Genomic DNA, 18,878 nt, shown 5'->3' with positions numbered 1-18,878 from the left:
TTGAAAAAAGGGTTCAGGAATGTTGCGCTAGTGCCCGAAACACCTTTAACTATAGCTAAAACCACGCCAAGCTTAGCCAATCTAATCTCAATTATAGGGTGGCTCCTCATAGGTAAATGTATCATTCAATACGGCTAATCAGGGGAATAGCCCGCTTTTAGAAGTCGAGACTCTGAGATTTTTGAGCCGACAGCGTGGCACATTGCTATAGATGCAGACTAAGCGCGATCGCTCATTAGCGACTTAGATAGCCCCGAGGCCCGCTCCATCACAATCATAAAAATTGCCGTAATCACAATCAGAATGCCTGAAATAGCCGCCGCCCGCACGTCCAGATCATTCTCAATCATCGACCACATGCGGATTGGCAGCACCTCGGTGCGAGCATCCGAGAGAAAAAGTGACACCGTAATGTTGTCAAACGAGGTTAGAAACGTCATAAAGGCCCCGATGATCACCCCCTGCTGAATCAGGGGCAGCGTCACATGGAAAAACGTATACTGCGGGCTAGCGCCGAGGACCGTAGACGCTTCATTCATGGCCGAGCCGAGCTGGCTTAGGCTAGCAAGGGTCGTACGCACGACGTAGGGAATGCAGATCACGACATGCCCGATCATTAGCGTCCAAATCGAAAGGCGGACGCCCATTAGGCTGAGATAGGTCAAAATTCCCAAACCTACGGCGACACCCGGTAAAGCCAGAGGGGACATGACTAGCGCATCCATTGCCGAGACCCAATTCGCCCGGCTGCCCGCCATTGCCAAACAGGCACAAACGCCGAGCACCACACAGATCACAGTCGTCCCGACAGCAGCCTGAAGGCTGGTAACCGCCGCTGACCACAGCTCTGGATAATTAAACAGGGAAATATACCACTGGAATGAAAAGCCGGGCGGCGGAAATTGTAAAGTCTGAGCGGAGCTCAGCGAGGCGATTAGAACAATCAGCGTGGGTAGCGTTAGGACAAATAGGCTAAAGAGCGCGATACTCGTAATTACCCAGCTGAATGAAATCCGGTCGAGCTGAGTCAGGTCGCCCGTTGAGGCGTGAGCAGCTCTTGGTGAATCGACGGTCATGACACCCTCCTATTGAACATATTTGCGAGTTCTCTGGCCTAGCGTGCTGAGCAAAAAGACAACGATCAGCACCATGATCAGCAGGACTGCTGAAACCGCGGCGGCAAAGGGCTTGTTGAGCAGCACGACGCCCTGCTGGTAGATCAGCGTTGGCATATACATTAGCTGCCCGCCGCCGATGATTGACGGCGTGACGAAGGAGCTGACCGTCAGGGCAAACACTAGCAGACAGCCCGAGATAATCCCAGGCAAAGAAAGCGGCAGGGTAATTTGCCAGAACGTCCGCCATTTGCCGCCGCCGAGGCTTTCAGAAGCTGCCGCCAGTCGCGGATCGATTTGCGAAAGTGAGGCGATGATGGAGAGCACCATCAGCGGCAGCCAGATCTGAGTCATCGCCATAGCGACACCGAGATGAGTAAACAGCAGCTTGATCGGCTCGTCAATCATCCCTAGCCCAACCAGGAGTGAATTAATCAACCCCTGTCTGCCTAGAATGACGACCCAGCCAAAGGTCCGCACGACCGCGCTGGTCAGCAGCGGCAGTAGGATTAAAAAAGTCAGAATGGTTTTCCATCTAGCAGTCGCTTGATGATAGAAATAGGCTACTGGGTAGCCAAAGATTAGACAGGCTATCGTCACCTGTAAACCCAGCCAAAAGGTCAGCGTCAGGACTCTGATATTGGCTGAGTCAGTAAAAAACTCCGCATACTGCGCCAGGGTGAAGCCGCCGCCCCGAGCGGGTTGAAAGCTGGCTGCCAGCAAGACAACCATCGGAATCACGTAGAACAGGGTTAGAAAGGCCGCTAGCGGCAGGGCCAGCTGTCCCTGAGTCAGCGGCAGCTTTTTCCGTTTTGGGGTCGGTAGATTGGCAACGCTCATTTGAGTCTATTCTCCGGGTTAAGCCTGAACTTCTCGGTCAAATCGCTCGATCCACTCGGCGCGGTTTTGGTTAATGATCTGCCAGTTGGGGATGAACAGCCGATCCTTTAGATCGGCGCTGCTACCCAGCTTGGCCGCGAGCTCTTCGGGGAGAGGGGCTTCCGCATGGGTGGGAAGAAAGTTGTAGGGCGGCTTAGACATTGCCGTCTGCACCTCCAGCGACAGCGCCCGGTCAACGTAGGACACTGCGGTCTCCAGGTCTGCCTGAGCGTTCTTAACAATCTGCAGCGATGAGCTGGATGAAGCAACCTTATCCGTAGGCGCGACCCAGTCCACCGTCGCGCCTTTAGCCTTGATGCCGCTGATATAGTCAAACCAGTGGGGGGCCATGTCAATTTCTCCCTGCTGGAGCAGCGTCGCTAGGGAGCTGGGGTTAGGCGCGATCGCACCGATATTCGGCAGCAGCTGCTTAATTCTCTGAAAAGCGGCTTCCACATCGTTTTCGTCTCCTCCTTCCAGGCGGGCTAGCTCGACAAAGAAGGTTGTGCCCAGGCCGCTTTCTAGCGCTGGGATACCAACTCGTCCCTCATATTCAGGATTCCAGAAGTCGCTCAGGGAGGTCGGCGGTGTGCTTATCCGCTCTGGATTGTAGGCAATGCCTAGAACCTGCGAGGCGACCATAGGCGCTAGCCCTTCGTTATAGTACTGGGGCTGAATCTCCCCGTAGTTCTCGCTCATATCCTGGGGAAATGCCGCCAGCACGCCTTCTTCCTCGGCCATAAACATGGGACCTTCAGGAATTAGAATCACGTCATAGGGCGGATTGGGCTGAGCCGCAATCACTTTGGACACCGCTTCTAAGCCAGGTTCTGAGACAATCGTGACTTCTATGCCAGCCGCTTGACCGAATTCCTCAGCCAGATAGGTACGGTGCCCTTCTTCCCAGGCTCCGCCGAAAGTCGTGGCGAGAATTTCTCCACCGCCCGAAGAGCCCGCAGTCGAAGATGAGGTCGTGCCGCAGGCTTTAATCAACAAACTGGTACCCACAAATAGGCCAGCTCCCAAAGCAGAGCGGCGGGTGATGCGGGTAGCAAAACGTCGAGTCATGACCACTCTCCTCTAAGCCTGAACTTCTTTATCAAAGCGCTCAATCCACTCGGTGCGGCGAGGGTTGATTTCTGACCAGTCGAGTAAGACGAGCTTGCTTAAAGCTTCCTCGGTATTGCTGCCTAACTTTTCGGCCAAAATACCCGAGAGTTCTACATTCTGATTGGCAGGTAAGAAATAGTAGGGAGCATCCGCCATCGCGGACTGGACCTCTAGACTCAGAGCGGCATCAATAAAGGCCGCTGCCAGTTCTATACTGGTTTCAGTATTGGCAACAATTTGCTGAGCAGGCCGAAGCGCAATCCCCCCTTCCTGAGGCGCAACCCAGTCTACGCTGAGCCCTTTTTCTTGAAGGGAGATGACATTGTTCAAATCATGTGGGGCCAGGTCAATTTCGCCTTGCTGGAATAGGGTGGCCAGCGCTCCCGAATTAGCTGCAATGCCGGTCAGGTTGGGCTTGAGCTGTTCTTGCAACAGGGCAAAAGCAGGCTCAATATCCGCTTCGCTGCCGCCGTTCATTTTGGCAAACTGCACCATCACCGAAGTGCCCTGAGTGGTTTGCATCCCCTGCATAGAAACCCGGCCCTTATATTGGGGGTCAAGCAAATCATTCCAAGAGGTCGGCGGCGAAGCCACCGTTTCGGGATTGTAGGCAATGCCAATCACCTGCACACCGGTCGTGGGTCCCCAGCCCTCATCGCTTTTGAGCGCTGGCAGTACGGCGTCATAGTTTGAGAGCTGGTCTACGGGCACCTTTTGAAAAAGCTCTTTGGGCGCAGCATTGAACGGTCCCTCATCGAGCAAAACCACGTCAAAGGGCGGGCTTTGCGGCGAGGCTTGGAGCTTGGCGATTTGCTCTAGCGAGACCATGGGGACCAAACTGGCACTGCCGCCGCTAGCTTCGGTAAAAGCCGGTACCAGCACATCACGGTAAAGCTGTTCCCAGCTACCAGCAAAGGTTGTAGCTATGAGCTCACCGCCACCAGCCGCGCTCTCCGAAGGGGATGAGCCTGTGCAGGCTTTGATCAGGAGGCTACTACCGGCAAAGAGACCTGCGCCTAGAATGGAGCGGCGAGAAATGTGTTGGAGGTGTCGAGAAGAAAGATTGGGATAAGACATAATGTAATTTTTAAAGTAAACTCCGAACTTTGCTAGGCCGATACCGCTTTGCTGAAGCGCTCGATCCACTCGGGTCGGTATTTGCTGATGGTGGCCCAGTCCTGGTAGATGAACTTCTCGTATTCGTCGTAGCTGGCGGCAATCTTTTCGGCCAAAACGCCTTCCAGCGGTACGCTTTGGTTGACGGGCGCAATGTAGTAGGGGGCAGCGGCCATGGCGGCCTGCACTTCCTGGCTGAGGGCCGTGTCGATATAGGCGGCGGCTAGCTCGGTCCCAGACACCGGATTTTGAACAATGTGCATCGAGGTACCAAAGGCGTAGCTGCCCTCTTTGGGAATCACCCATTCCACGTCTATGCCCTTGTCTTGCAGGACGGCAATGCTGCCGATGTTGTGAGGCGCGATCGCGACTTCTCCCTGCTGGATCATGGTAGAAAGCGCCCCCGGATTCGAGGCTACCCCTGCCAGGTTAGGCAACAGCTCTTGCAGCGCCTCAAACGCCGGATCAAGATTGGACTCGCTGCCGCCGTTCATCTTGGATATTTCAACCATCCAGCCGGTGCCTAGCGTACTGTCCATATTGGCAATCCCGACCTGACCTTTGTAGGCCGGGTTCCAGAGGTCGGCCCAGGAGGTGGGCGACGTGGTAATAATTTTGGGATTGTAGGCAATGCCCGCAAACTGAAGGCCGATAATCGGTCCCCAGTTTTCTGAAGCCTCAGGGCCACCAGCATTTTGATAGCGGGGCAGCACTTCTGAAAAGTTTTTAGCCATATCAGCCGGGAAAGGCTGAAAGATATCTTCTTTCGGTGCCGTGATATAAGGCCCCGGATCGAGAATGGCGGTATCAAAGGGTGGGTTGTTTGCTGACGCTTCTAGTCGAGCCACCTGGTCTAAGGCTAGTAGCGGGGTCAGCGTTGCCTCAGCGCCGGTCGCTTTTTGAAATGCCGGGACCAATATTTTGCGATGGGCCTCTTCCCAGTTGCCAGGATAGGTCGCCGCGACCAGGCTATCTGCCTGAGCTGAGCCGCTCTGCGAGTTGCTGGAGCAGCTTCCCAATCCAGTCAAGGCCATCCCCGCAACAAAGCTAGAGCCTAAAAACGTGCGACGCTTCATGCGATAGTTCATAGATCAAAAGCTCTCTCAATCAGTTTGCGCTTACGAGGAGGTCGGAAACAATGTGCAGGCAGAAGGAGACACTGGCTCCAGATAGACCTGCTCTCCCTTTTGAAGCGATCGCGCTCCGGCAATACGCTGCTGAGTCACTTTAATCGCTTTATCGGGTGCAATGCTCACCTCGTAGGTGATTGTTGCCCCCAGGGGAATGCAGATTTCTACGATACCGGGAATGCGATAGGGGCCGGGATGGGTTTCTACCCGCAAATTTTCAGGTCGAATGGCAAACAGAACTTCAGCATTTGGAGCTAAAGACGACTCATGGGCCACTTTAACCTGGCCGCCGCCGTGAACTTTCACCACGTAGGCTCCTGACTCTCTACCGACTATCTGGCTGGAGAGGTGATTGCAAGTTCCGACGAACGAGCTGACGAATAGGGTAGCGGGATGGTCGTAAACCTGGCTGGGGGAAGCGAACTGGTGAATTTCACCGTCTAGCAGCAAGGCAATGCGATCGCTCATACTCATCGCCTCTTCCTGATCGTGAGTAACAAGGATGGCAGTCACCCCCTGTTCGTCCAGCAGCCGCCGAATCTCGATCTGCATATCCAGCCGCAGGTTTTTATCTAAAGCGCTAAACGGCTCATCCAGCAGCATTAACTTGGGCTCAACGGCAAGGGCTCGGGAAATCGCAACCCGCTGCTGCTGGCCACCAGATAGCTCACTGGGATAACGTTTAGCCAAATGACCTAGCTGCACCAGCTCCAGCATTTCACCCACTTTGTTAGAAACTCGGCCCCGAGATAAGCCTTTTGCCCGCAGACCGTAGGCCACATTATCCCAGACGGTCATGTGGGGGAACAGAGCATAGTTCTGAAAGACAATCCCAACCCCGCGCTGACTCGCGGTGAGCCCCGCTACGGATTGATTGTCAATTAGCACCTTACCCGCAGTCTGCTCGATAAAGCCCGAAATAATGCGGAGTACCGTTGTCTTACCACAGCCGCTCGGCCCTAACAGCGAGACAAATTCTCCCGGCTGAATATCGAGATTAATGTCTCGCAGCGCCACCATTTCGCCAAAGCGATGCATGATTTGATCAAGCTTGAGACTGTGACCTGCATGATCAGCAGCCTGAGCCTGAAGTCGATCGACTGTGCTGAGCGGCTTTACCGAATTCATGAGCAATTCTCCCCGATGTGAGATGCAAACGGCCTTCCCTACTGAAGACCAAGACCAATGTTTGACAGCAAACTCTCGCAAGTTTCCTCAGCAAAAGTTCACAGCCGATACAAAAGCACTAATCCGACAGGTTTCAAAGTAGAACATGAATCCTGTATACAGGGACATCCTGATTAGTTATGTATTCGAACGCACTTTTTCAATCAATTCTGAGAACTTTGTAGCAGAGATGGCCAACGACAGCTGAAGCGTCGCCGTGTTCCAGAAAACAAGCTTTAGCCTGGCAGCCTTTCCAAAAATTGCCGTCTGCACTGTTTGCAGATATAGTTCTGGCGGCCCGAGCGGCGTCCGTTTTTGCTGATTTCTGGTGAGCCGCATTCTGGACAGCGCTGGCTGGTCTGCATTTGGCCAGCTGATTGGCTTGCATCTGCACGGCCTGCCTGGAACTGTTTGGCGATACGCTTTTGGCTAGATTGTAAATGGTGAGTCAGCTGCTGCACCGCCATATCCGCGTCGTGATTTGCGATCGCGGTATAAATTTGCCGATGCTCATGGTGTACGTTAAAAACATCGGGCGTGGCCTGGAGCGTTTGCACCCGAGAGAGCGTCGCCTGATTAGAAAGCTGCTCCAGCAGGGGCACCAGCCAGGGATTGTCTGAGCTCTGGGCAATCAGCCGGTGAAACCGGATATTCAGGTCGAGCAGTTGAATGCTGTGAGAATGGGCATCGCCGCGCTGGGCGATTAGCTCCGACTCAATCAGGGTTTGCTCAATGGCTTTGAGCTGAGCCTTTGTTGCATGCTCGCAGCTACCGGCAACGGCAAGCTGCTCTAGGACAATCCGGCAGTCGTAGATTTTGATTGCATCGTGCAGTGATAGCTTTCTGACATAGATACCGCCGTCGGCATGCGCCGTTAGCAAGCCCGTCTGCTGAAGCTGACAAACTGCCGCTCTAATCGGGGTCCGACTGACCTGAAATTGCTGAGCCAGCTGAGTCTCAACCAACCGCTCGCCAACCCGAATCCGGCCAAAGAGAATTGCCGACCGTAATGCCAAATAGGTCTGATCGTGCAGCGTTTTGGCCCGCTGTGGGGCGAATGATGTATCAGACAAAGCCGCTCCTTAGGCCCGCTTTTGGGCTTGGAGATAGTGCCAGCCTCAATATTGTAACGGGCAGCTCACATAGACCGCCAAAGTACGCCTTAAACACATATCACTGCCGGTACAGCCCAGCCTAATACTCCTCGCTCTACAGATGGCTGCGTCCGCAGTGTAGCCAACATCCTATGCATGACGGTACTATCCGCTTGGGGTCAAATGCCGAACTAGGAATTATCCTGTTTCTGAGGCAATTGACCTCTGGCGACGGGCGGTTTGAAGCAATTTGATCTGGTAGGGATTGGTATCTTTGCGCCAGACAATTCGATGACCCTTAAGTTCCGCGCAATGAGCTTCTAAGCACTCTTCCCAGCCCTGACGGTCATAGATCGCACTCAGGTCATCGAGTAGTCCCCAGTTTCGCTCCTGCTGGCTGAGCTTAGCAAACTTGCCGTACCCTGCATAGTCTGGCGTTATCATCTGCTCTTTCTGATGCAGCAGCGGCGGATTGTCGGCAGGGTCGTAGTCGCGATAACGAACACGCAAATCGCGTAGGCCAATCTGCATACTGGTATGCAAGGCTGGATGCGGCTCGGTGTCAAAGGTCGGAAAGAATAAATAGGTGATCTTGGGCGTACTGGTGTGAAACTTGACTACGGCGGCCTCCTCGGGGCGGCCAATGGTGCGGGAGGCGCAGCCTTCATAGAGACGCAGCAGCGGGTCGAGCTGGTCTAGCGCAGAGACATGCACCCAGAGAGAATTAGGGCGCTGCTGGCCAAGGCTGCTCTGACGACAGCGTTCCTCAATAATCTCCATCCGCCCTAAGCTCATCAGCATCAGATCAGCGGCGGTACAAGCCTGCTGATAGCTGCCGAACAGAGCCTTAACATCCTGCTGCACTGGAGGAGACAGATCCCTGAATTTAGGCCGCCTACCGAAATGGCTCAGAGCTAGGTAGACCATTAAATCCTGACGGCGTCTGTCTGCGATCGCATCCCACTCTCCTCCATCGGTCGCTTTTAGAATCACACCAAAAGCTCGACGAATGGTGCCGAATTCGACCTGAAGCGGCCTTAGTGTTTCCGGGCTAAGCTCATCTACCTTGGGCAGTCGTCCCCGGTCGGTATAGAAATCCATCAGCGGCTGTAGGCGTTCCCGGCAGTCTTCAAATCGCCGAATGCTGAGGCGCACCCTGGGCATCGCGGCCCGAGAGCGAAAGCGGGAGGCGCGGAAATTCTCGGCCTGGGCCTCATCCCGAAAAATGAAGTAGATTCCCAGAGCCACCGGGATTGAATCGACGCCCAGCACCTGATCGATATAGGCTTTGAGTTCTTCCTGCTCGTAGTATTTTTGAAAGGTATTACGTCTGGTGATGATGCCGTCACCATAGGCGTGGGTGTTTTGGGCGCGATCGCAGATCAGTACCTGGGCTGAGACAATCAGCGCCTGCTGGGATAATTCCCAAGCGCGGACCAAAGCCTCACGACGCTCGGCGGCGTCTTCGATCACATTCAGCACATAGCCCAGATTGACGATATCGGCCTGGGTCAGCGGTATTTGCGGCTGATAGTAGGGGTCCCACCCGGCGCTGGCATATCCCTGCCGATGCAGGCGGCTGACGTCGCCGCCATGGCCGCAGCCGTAGTCAAAAAACGTGGCCTCAGGCGAGAACAGGCCCGCCTCCAGCGCTAGCCGCACGGGCTTGGACAGCGAATTTCTGACGATGGCGGCCCTGTGCCGTTCAATATTGGGAACAGCCTGCGGGGGCGAGCTAGGCTGCTCTAGCGGACAGGCCAACCGATGATCGACAATCATCAAATTATGAGCCTGTAACCGATTTTGCCATCCCAGGCGCGTTCCAATAGTTCGAGAATTCTCTAGGAGACCCAAGGCGACCTGCTGGTGCGTCAGCCTAGCAAATATCTCGTAGCCCGGATAGTCTGGGGCAACGAAGGTCTCTTTACGGTGCAGCACCGGTGGATTGGCTCGATTGCAATAGCTGCGATAGTCGGTTCTACCGTTGGGTAAAACAATCTGAACGCTGGCTGCTAAAGCTGGGTGCGCCATTGAGTCAAAGTCGGGATAGAACAAATAGGACAGCGCCGGTTTCTCAAAGTGAAATTTGACCAGCGTGATGGAGACGTCGTTGCTTAGCCAGGAACGGGCCAGCGCTTCATACGCTTGTAGCTGAGGGTCGAGCTGACTCAGCGCGGTGTGATGAATATAGAACGCACCCGGCAGACATTTGCCGATGGGGCTCTGCCGACAGAGCGTCGCTAGCTGATGCAGGGACAGCATCGTGAGTGGAGCCGCAGAGCAGGAAGGGTTCATGGCCGCAAATTAATACATTTGTTCTAAAATAGAATGAGCCAACTGGAATTCGCGCTTTTGAGTCACGCGATCGCAAAACTTTTGCAGTCGCCGGCTATCTAGGCCAGAATCCGGTAAACTCTATAGATAGCGTTTGCTTATTTAGGAGACGTCTCAATTACCCCATTGCTAGCGCCTGCCCAAAAGATAGATAAGGACGGATGAGAAACCTCAGCCTATTTGAAGATGAGCGGCTGTCGCTTTCGCGCAGCATTGATCTGTCGATTGAGTCGTTGACCCACTATGGTGCGTTATACCAGCACTGGGCGATCGCGTTTAGCGGCGGTAAAGATTCTTCAGCTACGGTGACGCTGGTTGCCCATCTGGTCGAGACGGGCCAGATTCCCCACCCCAAAAGTTTAACCATCCTCTATGCCGACACCCGGCAAGAGCTGCCGCCGCTGCACCAGGCCGCGCTCAGGCTGCTCGACCGGCTGAAGGCTCAGGGCTTCGATACGCGAGTGGTGCTGCCCGCCTTGGACCATCGCTATTTTGTCTATATGCTGGGCCGAGGGGTGCCGCCGCCAAGCAACACCTTTCGCTGGTGTACGCCCAAGCTCAAGGTGATGAGCATGGAGCGCGAGCTAGAAGCGGTAAGAAAAACCTGTGGCGAAAAGCTGCTGATGCTGACGGGCGTGCGGATGGGCGAAAGCGCCGCCCGGGATCAGCGGATTGCCCTGAGCTGTAGCAAAGATGGCGGCGAATGCGGGCAGGGCTGGTTTCAGCAGTCTTCGTCAGGCGCGGTAAGCGTAGCTATGCCGAAGGCTTTTCGCGGATACCCTAGCGCCGCTGCTGCACTGGCGCGTTTGCCATGTCTGGGATTGGCTAGTGCAGGCGGATGTGGAGCTAGGCTACCCAACCTACGAGGTGGCCGAAGTCTATGGCCATAATCCCCAGGACGAGTTGGGCGAAACCGAGCCGATGAATGCCCGTACCGGCTGTATCGGCTGCCCGCTGGTCCAGCAGGACACAGCGCTAGAGCGGATTTTGCAAAACCCTAAATGGGCCTATCTAGCTCCGCTGCAGGAGCTGCGGGGACTTTACTGGCAGATTAAGTCGCCCCAGTACCGACTGCGCAAGCACGGCGAAACTCGTAAGGACGGCAGTCTAGCGGCTAAGCAAGGCAGGCTGGGTCCGCTGACGATGGAAGCCCGCTGCTGGATGCTGGGCGAAGTACAGCGGATTGAAGCAGCGGTGAATGCCGGGGCTAGGGAGCATCGACAGCCAGAAATCAGCTTAATCAATGACGAAGAGCTAGCTCGAATTGAAGCGCTAATTTCAGCGGATACTTGGCCTGAGAAATGGGATGGTACCGAGTATCGAGGTGATACCTGGCTACCTGAGATTCTTTCCGATGGCAGCATTCAGCCGCTGCTATTCAGTGATATTTGTTAGACTATGCCATTAATTTATCTGGACGTTTGCTGTCTTTGCAGGCCTTTTGACAGTCAAACTCAGGAGCGGGTTCGGCTTGAGAGCGAGGCAGTACTATCAATCATAGAGCAATGCCAGTCTCGAAGACAGTGGCAATTACTGAGTAGTCAGATCATTAAGTTTGAAGTTTTTAAGATGCCAGATCATGATCATAGAAATAGAGTTCGGTTAGCCTTGGAAAAGGCTTGTCTAAATGTTCAGCTAACTACCGAGGTCGAGGCCAGAGCTGTTGAGCTGCAAGAAATGGGCTTCAAAGCTTACGATAGTTTGCATGTAGCATGTGCAGAGATAGGTTTTGCAGACGTAATGCTCACAACGGATGATAGATTGCTCAAACGAGCAAAGCGTTTTAGGTCAGAGTTAAGCGTGCGAATTGAAAATCCGGTAATTTGGCTGATGGAAATCTTAGGCAATGAGGAAACTTGAAAATGACACCTGTAGAGATTAGAAGTCGTGGTATTGAGGCCTTGACTCAAGCACTGGGATTTGTAGGTATGGTTCGCTTCTTACACCAGTTTGACAGCGGTAGCGGCAACTATACCAAAGAAAGAGAGCAATGGTTAGGCAATCCTAAAGTTCAGGAAGTTGTCGCTGAAATGAAAAAGCTTTCTCAAACAGCTGATTCAGATCAGATTTAGTAAGGAGAGTTCGCGCATGGCAAAACAAACGGTTGCTCAGGCTGCAGCCCAGGTGCTCAAGTCAGCCCAGACTCCGATGACGGCTGCCGATGTGACCCAGGCAATTATCGATCAAAGCCTCTACACGTTTAATGCCAAGAATCCCCGCCAGATTGTCCGCTCTGCCATCGAGCGACGCTGCGAGGGCAGCAGCCGCAAAACCGGATCGCCCGCTTTCTTCAAAAAGCTCGGGGATGGGCGCTACGCGCTGAAGGAACTAGGCTAGGAGCTGATCAACTGAAAGAGTCAGGTCTGGGAAGGCTAAGGGAGAAAGAGCCCCTTCCTGTCGCCTGACTTCGGACTGATAGTCACCGTTGTGGGGGTTGCGCAGAACAATTAGCTGAGGCTGTCTGAGATTAAAAATCCAGTAATCTTCGATACCCGCTGCCGCATAGATACTTCGCTTCACTTCGAGGTCTTTGGTCAGGCTGGTTTCTGAGATTTCAACCAGGAGTAATATTTCCTCGCCCATAGGATGGCGAAAGCGATAGTCTTCCCAACTGCCGCGAACGATAGCGATATCCGGTTCAGGTTCAGAATCCGCTAGGGTAACGGGCCGCGCTTCTCGAACCAGGGCTTGGCCTGCTAAATGTTCGCGAAACCGATCGGCTAGGCTGCCGCCATAGTAGGTATGGGGTGGCCCTTCGGGTGCCATTTGATGAATTTCTCCAGAGAGCAGCTCGACATTGCGATCGCGCAAAATCCCGGCCTCAATCATCCGATGGTAGTCTTCAACCGTCCACCTGACTCGCGTTTGCGTCATCGGTTTACCTGGGTCAGTTTTTGGTCTTTATCAAAGTCTGCTTGTCAAGCTTAGCCATGGTTGACCCTCTGCTATTTCCCTGCATTGTAACGTTAGCTTTTCTACATCAGTCCCACCAGTAGGTAATCACTACGGCGCTGCGGTCACGACGACGCATATCGTTGCTCCAGAGCGCTTGTCTCAGCCGCAGCTGGATATAGTCCCGAAATTCCCATTCTTCATCTTCAGGGCCACCGTCACAGACGCTGACCTCATCGGCTCGCCACTTTTTGCCAAAGTCCAGCAGGCGAGAGACGGTGATGTCTTGATTTTCGGCTAGCAAGTAGAGCGTATCAGCCGGATAGCGAAAGAACTGAATCATGCTGGTTTCTGGCATAGGGCGGTAGTTGGCCATCGCCAGCAGCGTTTCTAAAACGCCGTTGAAGCTCAGCCCGTTGGGGTCGGGGGCATAGACGGGTTTTGTAAAAAGAAAGCTTTCCCACAGCTCGGGAGAGCTGGCCAAATCCGTAATGACCTCTGCTCCATCAAATTCATTGAACCGCCGCTGCCAAACCAAGGCTGCCATCATTTCTTGAGCATGGTAGGTCTGCGCAAGGGTCTGAATTCGGCTGAGGTCAAGCATGGGATATTCTGAGGCTCGTATCCCTTAGCTTATCGCAGCATTAGGGGCCGCGATCGCGCGCTACTCAAGAGTGATTCATTTTTCGCTCAGGATGACAAAAGCGGGAGATTCTCAAAGCCAAACCTATCGTCTTTTCCGCTTTTTTATCAGCTGGTAAGGGTAGCAGTCGATGACGGAGCTGAGCATATAGCTGCCTTTTGAATCCGCAGCTAATAGCCCCTCGTAGGTCTCTTTAGGCACCTCAAAGTAATGGTAAGTCTTACCTGAGTTGAAGATAACCAGCAGCGTTTGGCTGTCTTCCTCGTATCCAACCGCTTGGATCATGCTGGAATCGACTGAATGGAGTTCCATCGCTAGGACACCTTTTAATCGCTGTTCTCATACTTTAAAGGGTTTTTGGGAAGGCGCGATCGCTCTTTTTCCAAACCTACTCCTACACCCAGCGGCAGCGCTGAACAACCCAGAGTTTAGTTGTAGCCTTGCCGCAAACGCTAGCTTGTATGATGGCGAACCCAAATCGATAGCTGCCGGTGTATGGCATGGTCTCAAATAAACCTCTTAATTGCAGATGCTTCTAAGCGAGATGCCTCGATAAACTCGGCATGACCTCAGCCTCTTAGTTATAAAAAATTTATAACTAATTTTGTCTGACTACTGATTTGTCCTCAAAGCTGGCTCAGATGCGAGTGAGATCAAGTCTTCCAAGGATTTAATCTTGGGATCGCCGGCCAGATAGCCGATGCCGCGATGCAGGTGCAGGCGCAGCTGCTCGGCCAGGATTTCGGGTTCGGTGCCAAGATTCTCATCGTGGCAGCGCTGCTTTAGGGCGATCAGCAGCAGGTCGGCAATCGGGCCACCGAAGACCTGCCAGGTCATTTCAACATTGCTGTCGCTGGGGATGGGCACCGGTGAGGGCGATGATTTTTCTTCCAGGGAGCGACACAGCGCCCAGCGGCAGAGCACGTTCCAGTTTTGAATTTTGCTAATGCGCTTAAGCTTAATCAGCTGATCTTTCGCCGGTTGGGAGAGTTTGATTCGGTCAATGGGCGGTTCCATGGGCAATAATCATCTTTGGGGTGCTAGAAGGGATTTTACAGAGACGAGGCTGAACGCGCGTTTGTATAATTGCAGAGAATGCATTACTCCCTAGCTTAGAGAGCCAAGATGTCTACTTTGCCCGTTGACGATGCTCAGCTCAATCTGCAAAAGGTAATTGACGAAGTGACGGAGTCCCATCAGCCCATGCTAATCCAGGGTGCTCGCAGCAACGCGGTTTTGCTGTCTGAAGAGGACTGGTCTAGCATTCAGGAAACGCTCTATCTGCTGTCAGTGCCCGGAATGCGCGAGTCGATTAGGGCCGGGCTAGCCACGCCGGTTGAGGACTGCGCTGGAGAACTAGATTGGTGAGCTGGCGACTGGTTTACACAAGGTCGGCATAGGCCAGGCTGCCCCGGGTGGAGCACTGGGCGCGCTGACCGTAGAGCACCAGGCGAATGGCATCCATCAGGGTGGTTTTGCCACCGCCGTTGAGGCCGCCAAAAAGGATGATGGGTCGGTCGGGCTCGGGCAAGAGGTTGATGTGATGGCGGCCTCGATAGGGGCCAAAGTTTTGCAGGGTCAGGTCTTGAAAGATCACGTTTTATTAGCTCATCAAAGCGCTAGGTTAGCCTGAATCTCTTCAGAGGATGTTTGAGAAGTACCAAATATCCTACATGCGCCCCCTAAATCCCCTCAATGCTGGGAGACTTTGATCCGAGACCCCCCAAACTTGAAGCGATAAAGGGAAACAATTCAAGTGGTTAATTAGCACCTTTAAAGCAATTTCTTCAGGATGACTCACAGCAGAATCCCTTCTTGTTGAATATTGCGATAAAGCTGAATCTTGCCTGCTTCAAAATCAGATGTCTCAGCAGGTTTTGCAGAGATCCAGTGGCTGGCTTCTAGCTGGAGGGGATAGAGCAAATCTACAATGGTTGTTAGTTCCTGGCAGTAGTCGAAGGGTGAGGAAAGAACTACTAATAAATCAATATCACTGTTAGGGGTCAACTCTTGTCTGGCAGCTGAGCCAAACAGAATAAGCGCTTGGAGTCGGCTTTTGTAATACTTAGCAAGTATTTGCTTACATCTTGTCAGAATATTGTTGTTCCGGTTCGCATTAATATTCTCTCTCGTTGAATTGTTTGCAATAGAGGACATACTGTGGAGTTCTTTCTCAAATTGATCAGGAACGCTAGAATCTCGCTGCTTCATGATTGGTTACTTCTATTCTGAGGGATGAGGCACTCGACCAAAGATATTGACTCGGCTTGACGCGATCGCGTCTAGGAAATAGGGGTTTTTGACGGCCTTGAGTTCGACCAGGTCTATGGCGGCTTCTAACAGTTCTGACAGCCCCTGCCTGAGGTTAAAAAAACGATCGGCGGCTCCTGCGGGATTCTGGATGGCAAATTCCACCAGGAAATCAAAATCGCTGGTGGCTGGGTCAAAGTGATACGCCGTAGCTGACCCAAATAGTTCCAGACGGGAGACCGCGTTTTGCTGGCAGAGTCGGGCAATGGATGACTGCTGAGCTAAAACTTCCGCTAGTCCAGGCGGTAAGGTTTGATGGGCTTGCTGATTCACGTTCATGCTGGCACGCCTTCTCGTAGGATGTTCCGCACTAAAGGGCTGGTCGAGCAGGGGCTATCTTCGAATTTTTGGCGGGAAAATTTGACAGTTGTGATCAGCAGATCGTTATCAAAGCCGGTTTCCCAGGCGATATAGCTAATTTTCTCGCGAATGTTTTGATCTAGCTTTTCGACGACGACGCAAATATCTAAATCTGAATCGGGCTGGGCGTCGCCGCGAGCACGTGAGCCGAAGGCCCAGATCTGAGCATCGGAAAACTGCTGGCGCACTTTGGCGGCAAACTGATTGAGGATGGCGCGATCGCGCTCAGTCATCATACGTATCCTCCCGCCTGAGGGAAACTTCACTCAGCAGTTCACCATAATCATCGACCGGAAAGTCACGCAGGTCGGTTCGCGGCGGAGCGACCCGCTGGGCATCGTCAATCACCAAAACGATGCTATATTCCCCAGCGGGCAAAGCTTCAGGAAGCTGTATTCGCAGGGTATTGCTGGGGCCAACTGTGGCTTTGGTCTGGATAGTTAGCATACGAATCGAATACGGATTACCCCAAATATAGCTCCAATGCACCCAAGCCTTTCTAGCTACCCCACCTTCCACCCACTACCCCACCTCCAGTCCCTCAATGAAAATAACGGCAACGCCCATGAAGTCGGCAATGCGATTAATGTACTTGGGCCGGTAAGAGGTTTGGCCAAAGCCGCAGATGTATTCTACGTCGTTGGCGTAGTACCAGTTTTCCAGGGCGACTTCTGTAGCCGCGATCGCGGATGTAGCCTGTCCATTTTGACAAAATTAGGCTACGGGTTGGTTCAACGATAATTACTTCCCGGTTGCAACCCTTTAGCTATAAGCAAAGGTACACCCAAGCCAATTGTGCAGTTAAACAGCAGCCACAAATAGGAAGAGGGTGCATTAAACCCATGCACAAAAAAAACACGTTTAGTAGAAGAAAGCAGCGCGTCCCAGAGTAAATGCGCGCAGATTCCGACAGAAAGCCCCATAGCGCAGTCGCGCAGTAGGTTGTTCAAAGCTCTCTGTAGTTGAGTCAAGGCTGTAATTTGAGCGATCCAGAGCCACAGGGCAAATCCGCCCATCGGAATCAACGCCGAATGAAACAACCAGCTACGGTGCCTGAGAAGTCGCCAGCCAAGCCATTGATACAAAGGAATATCCCAGTCTGGAAACGCCATGTAAAAGTAGGTATAGCTAAGCAAGGGAACACCTAATTTTCGAAAGAAGAACAAACCGCTGGCTCCCCAAATCAGCATAATCAGAAAAGCGATAGGATTAATCAGCCTGGAGCCAAGACGAGCATATCGTTCGAGCACCCACCAAAAAACTATACCGGTGCCCAGACCGGTGATGAAATGCATGAGTTTATCCCAGCCAATATTCATGGAGACCTAAGAAATAAGGCGTACATGCTTGAGATTGCCCAAAATTGACTTAGAGCAGCGCATCCTTGACCCAGCATGAAACCCATAAGCTAAAAAGTAGTACTAGCTGGCGATTTCCCAAAAATTTCGATGCCAGCTCAGTGCTTCCAACCTTGGCTTACATTTGTCATCTACTGGCAATAAAATCTCCTCTCCATTAAACTCGTCTAAGCCCTGCAATGCGTTAGGGGCCTCTTCATAAAATCGGTCTGGTGGTATTACGATTTGATAGCGATCGCTAATTCCAAACCAGCCATGATCGAACGCCCAATGATGGTTCTTGCAAAGTGCCAAACCATTGTCAAACCGATCGTCTCGAAACTCTGAAAACGGCATGATGTGGGCACCGTCTACAATTGTCTGATTTCCTACAATGATCTTCAGACGACAGAGGGCGCAGCGTTGCTCATAAAGTGAAACAACAATTTTTCGAAAAGCAGCGCTTCTAACAAACGTTCTTTGGTCATCCTTGAGTTCTTCGGTACTATAAACAACACCACCGCTATCGAATAGCTTGAGCTGAATGTCTTCAAACTCGTCATATTGCAATAGTTGGGAAATTTGTTGTTCCTTGTCTTTGAACCATGCATCAGAGAGTATGCCGATCAGTTCCTGTCTTGTCTTACTTTCTTCGAGCAAATGGAATAGCGCATCGTCAAAATAGGCATACTTAATTGCGTCTTTAAGAGAATTCAGGCCGCTCAGCTTTGATTGAGAGGAAACGGTAGCCTCAAATCCAGGATTTGGCATCAGATGCCAGAATTTATCACCTTGGAGATGAAAGAAGGGTAGTGCAATATTCGACCTATGCTTTTCCGAACCGAAATGTGTCCAGTATTTGAGAAAAGTTGCAATCAGTTCCGGCGATAGATAGATCCGGTTGCGCTGAATTTTGCCCTGCTCAATCAACTCTATAACGGATAGCAGTAATATAGGCTTGTGTGGTGCGGGGCCGCGATCGCGGTGGCGATTCACATGTAGCTTGGCAAACTTCTTGGCATAGTAGGCTAACTCTGACTGCATTGGTCACCTCTAACTGTCAATGATGGGCCGAGCTTCGCTACGGGCATAGAAGTTTGCATACATTTTGACCAGTGCGGCATCCGTATCATCAAGTTCATCAATGGCTGAGATAGCACTGACCTGCTCTCGCTGGCCTGGGAACCATCTCGCAACTAGGACTGTAACCAAGCTTTCCCTCAGAGGCGGTTTTAGTAAAAGGTCGAATAGATCTTCGTCCAGATATACTCTAGACGCCTGATATTTGGACTTTCTTAAAGGACTGAAAATTCATGGTCAACAAAGTTTCTAGCGATGCTTTGTGGGTCGTATTGGCCTGCTCAATACAAGTGTTAATCGCGTCCTTGAAC

The 18,878-nt window shown here is 52.5% G+C and carries 25 protein-coding genes and 1 pseudogene; 7 read left to right on the top strand and 19 right to left on the bottom strand.

What is annotated here, in order from left to right; genetic code table 11:
* Window positions 1–218 precede the first annotated feature (218 nt).
* From IQ241_RS18080 to IQ241_RS18045, 8 genes are all read right to left on the bottom strand, one after another.
* The gene (locus IQ241_RS18080) at window positions 219–1,076 is read right to left on the bottom strand and encodes an ABC transporter permease (protein WP_193909880.1); all 858 of its coding nucleotides are present in this window, start codon (window positions 1,074–1,076) and stop codon (window positions 219–221) included.
* Window positions 1,077–1,085: 9 nt separating this feature from the next.
* The gene (locus IQ241_RS18075) at window positions 1,086–1,955 is read right to left on the bottom strand and encodes an ABC transporter permease (RefSeq protein ID WP_193909878.1); all 870 of its coding nucleotides are present in this window, start codon (window positions 1,953–1,955) and stop codon (window positions 1,086–1,088) included.
* An 18-nt stretch (window positions 1,956–1,973) separates the two neighbouring features.
* Entirely contained in the window at window positions 1,974–3,062 is a 1,089-nt protein-coding gene (locus tag IQ241_RS18070) for an extracellular solute-binding protein (protein WP_193909875.1), read from the bottom strand.
* Between the two features lie 12 nt (window positions 3,063–3,074).
* Complete coding sequence (locus tag IQ241_RS18065; RefSeq protein ID WP_193909873.1) at window positions 3,075–4,181, bottom strand: ABC transporter substrate-binding protein; 1,107 nt, start codon at window positions 4,179–4,181, stop codon at window positions 3,075–3,077.
* Between the two features lie 32 nt (window positions 4,182–4,213).
* A complete protein-coding gene (locus IQ241_RS18060; protein ID WP_193909871.1) occupies window positions 4,214–5,308 on the bottom strand; it encodes an extracellular solute-binding protein in 1,095 nt (364 codons plus the stop codon).
* A gap of 30 nt (window positions 5,309–5,338) precedes the next feature.
* Window positions 5,339–6,478 (bottom strand): ABC transporter ATP-binding protein, encoded by a 1,140-nt coding sequence (locus IQ241_RS18055; RefSeq protein ID WP_193909868.1) that lies wholly within the window; start codon window positions 6,476–6,478, stop codon window positions 5,339–5,341.
* 275 nt (window positions 6,479–6,753) lie between these two features.
* The gene (locus tag IQ241_RS18050) at window positions 6,754–7,590 is read right to left on the bottom strand and encodes a GntR family transcriptional regulator (protein WP_193909866.1); all 837 of its coding nucleotides are present in this window, start codon (window positions 7,588–7,590) and stop codon (window positions 6,754–6,756) included.
* A gap of 219 nt (window positions 7,591–7,809) precedes the next feature.
* Complete coding sequence (locus IQ241_RS18045; protein WP_193909864.1) at window positions 7,810–9,906, bottom strand: DNA phosphorothioation-associated putative methyltransferase; 2,097 nt, start codon at window positions 9,904–9,906, stop codon at window positions 7,810–7,812.
* Between the two features lie 200 nt (window positions 9,907–10,106).
* On the opposite strand from IQ241_RS18045, the gene IQ241_RS25655 reads away from it, so the two are divergent.
* The 5 genes from IQ241_RS25655 (at window position 10,107) to IQ241_RS18025 (ending at window position 12,282) form a co-directional block, all read left to right on the top strand.
* Window positions 10,107–10,835 carry a phosphoadenosine phosphosulfate reductase domain-containing protein gene (locus IQ241_RS25655; RefSeq protein ID WP_228021822.1) on the top strand — a complete coding sequence of 243 codons (729 nt, stop codon included), beginning with the start codon at window positions 10,107–10,109 and terminating at the stop codon, window positions 10,833–10,835.
* Entirely contained in the window at window positions 10,786–11,340 is a 555-nt protein-coding gene (locus tag IQ241_RS25650; RefSeq protein WP_228021821.1) for a hypothetical protein, read from the top strand. Before IQ241_RS25655 ends, IQ241_RS25650 begins: the two co-directional genes overlap by 50 nt.
* A gap of 174 nt (window positions 11,341–11,514) precedes the next feature.
* On the top strand, window positions 11,515–11,805 hold the full coding sequence (locus tag IQ241_RS25645; protein ID WP_228021820.1) for a hypothetical protein: 291 nt from the start codon (window positions 11,515–11,517) through the stop codon (window positions 11,803–11,805).
* A 2-nt stretch (window positions 11,806–11,807) separates the two neighbouring features.
* Entirely contained in the window at window positions 11,808–12,017 is a 210-nt protein-coding gene (locus tag IQ241_RS18030; protein WP_193909860.1) for a hypothetical protein, read from the top strand.
* A 16-nt stretch (window positions 12,018–12,033) separates the two neighbouring features.
* Window positions 12,034–12,282 carry a winged helix-turn-helix domain-containing protein gene (locus tag IQ241_RS18025; protein WP_193909858.1) on the top strand — a complete coding sequence of 83 codons (249 nt, stop codon included), beginning with the start codon at window positions 12,034–12,036 and terminating at the stop codon, window positions 12,280–12,282.
* Here the strand turns inward: IQ241_RS18025 and IQ241_RS18020 are convergent.
* The 4 genes from IQ241_RS18020 to dndE all read right to left on the bottom strand — a co-directional run bounded on the left by IQ241_RS18020 (window position 12,274) and on the right by dndE (window position 14,497).
* On the bottom strand, window positions 12,274–12,819 hold the full coding sequence (locus IQ241_RS18020; RefSeq protein ID WP_193909856.1) for a Uma2 family endonuclease: 546 nt from the start codon (window positions 12,817–12,819) through the stop codon (window positions 12,274–12,276). The two genes, IQ241_RS18025 and IQ241_RS18020, sit on opposite strands and share 9 nt — an antisense overlap.
* 106 nt (window positions 12,820–12,925) lie before the next feature.
* Window positions 12,926–13,441: a hypothetical protein gene (locus tag IQ241_RS18015; RefSeq protein ID WP_193909854.1), complete on the bottom strand. Its 516-nt coding sequence runs from the start codon at window positions 13,439–13,441 to the stop codon at window positions 12,926–12,928.
* A gap of 123 nt (window positions 13,442–13,564) precedes the next feature.
* On the bottom strand, window positions 13,565–13,792 hold the full coding sequence (locus tag IQ241_RS18010; protein ID WP_193909852.1) for a KTSC domain-containing protein: 228 nt from the start codon (window positions 13,790–13,792) through the stop codon (window positions 13,565–13,567).
* Between the two features lie 300 nt (window positions 13,793–14,092).
* Entirely contained in the window at window positions 14,093–14,497 is a 405-nt protein-coding gene (gene dndE, locus IQ241_RS18005) for a DNA sulfur modification protein DndE (RefSeq protein WP_193909849.1), read from the bottom strand.
* Between the two features lie 108 nt (window positions 14,498–14,605).
* Between dndE and IQ241_RS18000 the strand changes: the two genes are divergently transcribed.
* Window positions 14,606–14,848, top strand: coding sequence for a type II toxin-antitoxin system Phd/YefM family antitoxin (locus IQ241_RS18000; RefSeq protein WP_193909847.1), 243 nt, complete (start codon window positions 14,606–14,608; stop codon window positions 14,846–14,848).
* A gap of 16 nt (window positions 14,849–14,864) precedes the next feature.
* On the opposite strand, the pseudogene IQ241_RS17995 reads toward IQ241_RS18000, so the two are convergent.
* The 5 genes and pseudogenes from IQ241_RS17995 to IQ241_RS17975 all read right to left on the bottom strand — a co-directional run.
* Window positions 14,865–15,077, bottom strand: a pseudogene (locus IQ241_RS17995) (AAA family ATPase); the annotation flags it as partial.
* Window positions 15,078–15,277: 200 nt separating this feature from the next.
* Window positions 15,278–15,691, bottom strand: a complete 414-nt coding sequence (locus IQ241_RS17990) for a nucleotidyltransferase domain-containing protein (protein WP_193909843.1) — start codon at window positions 15,689–15,691, stop codon at window positions 15,278–15,280.
* Between the two features lie 12 nt (window positions 15,692–15,703).
* A complete protein-coding gene (locus IQ241_RS17985; protein WP_228021819.1) occupies window positions 15,704–16,069 on the bottom strand; it encodes a nucleotidyltransferase family protein in 366 nt (121 codons plus the stop codon).
* Window positions 16,066–16,386 carry a nucleotidyltransferase domain-containing protein gene (locus tag IQ241_RS17980; RefSeq protein WP_193909841.1) on the bottom strand — a complete coding sequence of 107 codons (321 nt, stop codon included), beginning with the start codon at window positions 16,384–16,386 and terminating at the stop codon, window positions 16,066–16,068. Before IQ241_RS17980 ends, IQ241_RS17985 begins: the two co-directional genes overlap by 4 nt.
* Entirely contained in the window at window positions 16,376–16,597 is a 222-nt protein-coding gene (locus IQ241_RS17975) for a hypothetical protein (RefSeq protein WP_193909839.1), read from the bottom strand. Before IQ241_RS17975 ends, IQ241_RS17980 begins: the two co-directional genes overlap by 11 nt.
* Window positions 16,598–16,633: 36 nt before the next feature.
* Between IQ241_RS17975 and IQ241_RS17970 the strand changes: the two genes are divergently transcribed.
* A complete protein-coding gene (locus tag IQ241_RS17970; protein WP_193909837.1) occupies window positions 16,634–16,891 on the top strand; it encodes a hypothetical protein in 258 nt (85 codons plus the stop codon).
* On the opposite strand, the gene IQ241_RS17965 is transcribed toward IQ241_RS17970, so the two are convergent.
* Window positions 16,882–17,469, bottom strand: a complete 588-nt coding sequence (locus IQ241_RS17965; RefSeq protein ID WP_193909835.1) for a hypothetical protein — start codon at window positions 17,467–17,469, stop codon at window positions 16,882–16,884. The genes IQ241_RS17970 and IQ241_RS17965 overlap by 10 nt on opposite strands.
* A gap of 102 nt (window positions 17,470–17,571) precedes the next feature.
* Window positions 17,572–18,531 carry an HNH endonuclease gene (locus tag IQ241_RS17960; RefSeq protein WP_193909833.1) on the bottom strand — a complete coding sequence of 320 codons (960 nt, stop codon included), beginning with the start codon at window positions 18,529–18,531 and terminating at the stop codon, window positions 17,572–17,574.
* Between the last annotated feature and the right edge of the window lie 347 nt (window positions 18,532–18,878).

This window comes from Vasconcelosia minhoensis LEGE 07310 (genome assembly GCF_015207255.1).
GTDB classification, from domain to species: Bacteria; Cyanobacteriota; Cyanobacteriia; order Phormidesmidales; family Phormidesmidaceae; genus Vasconcelosia; species Vasconcelosia minhoensis.
The sequence above is the reverse complement of the archived record's forward strand: the minus strand, read 5'-3'. Positions and strand labels throughout refer to the sequence as shown.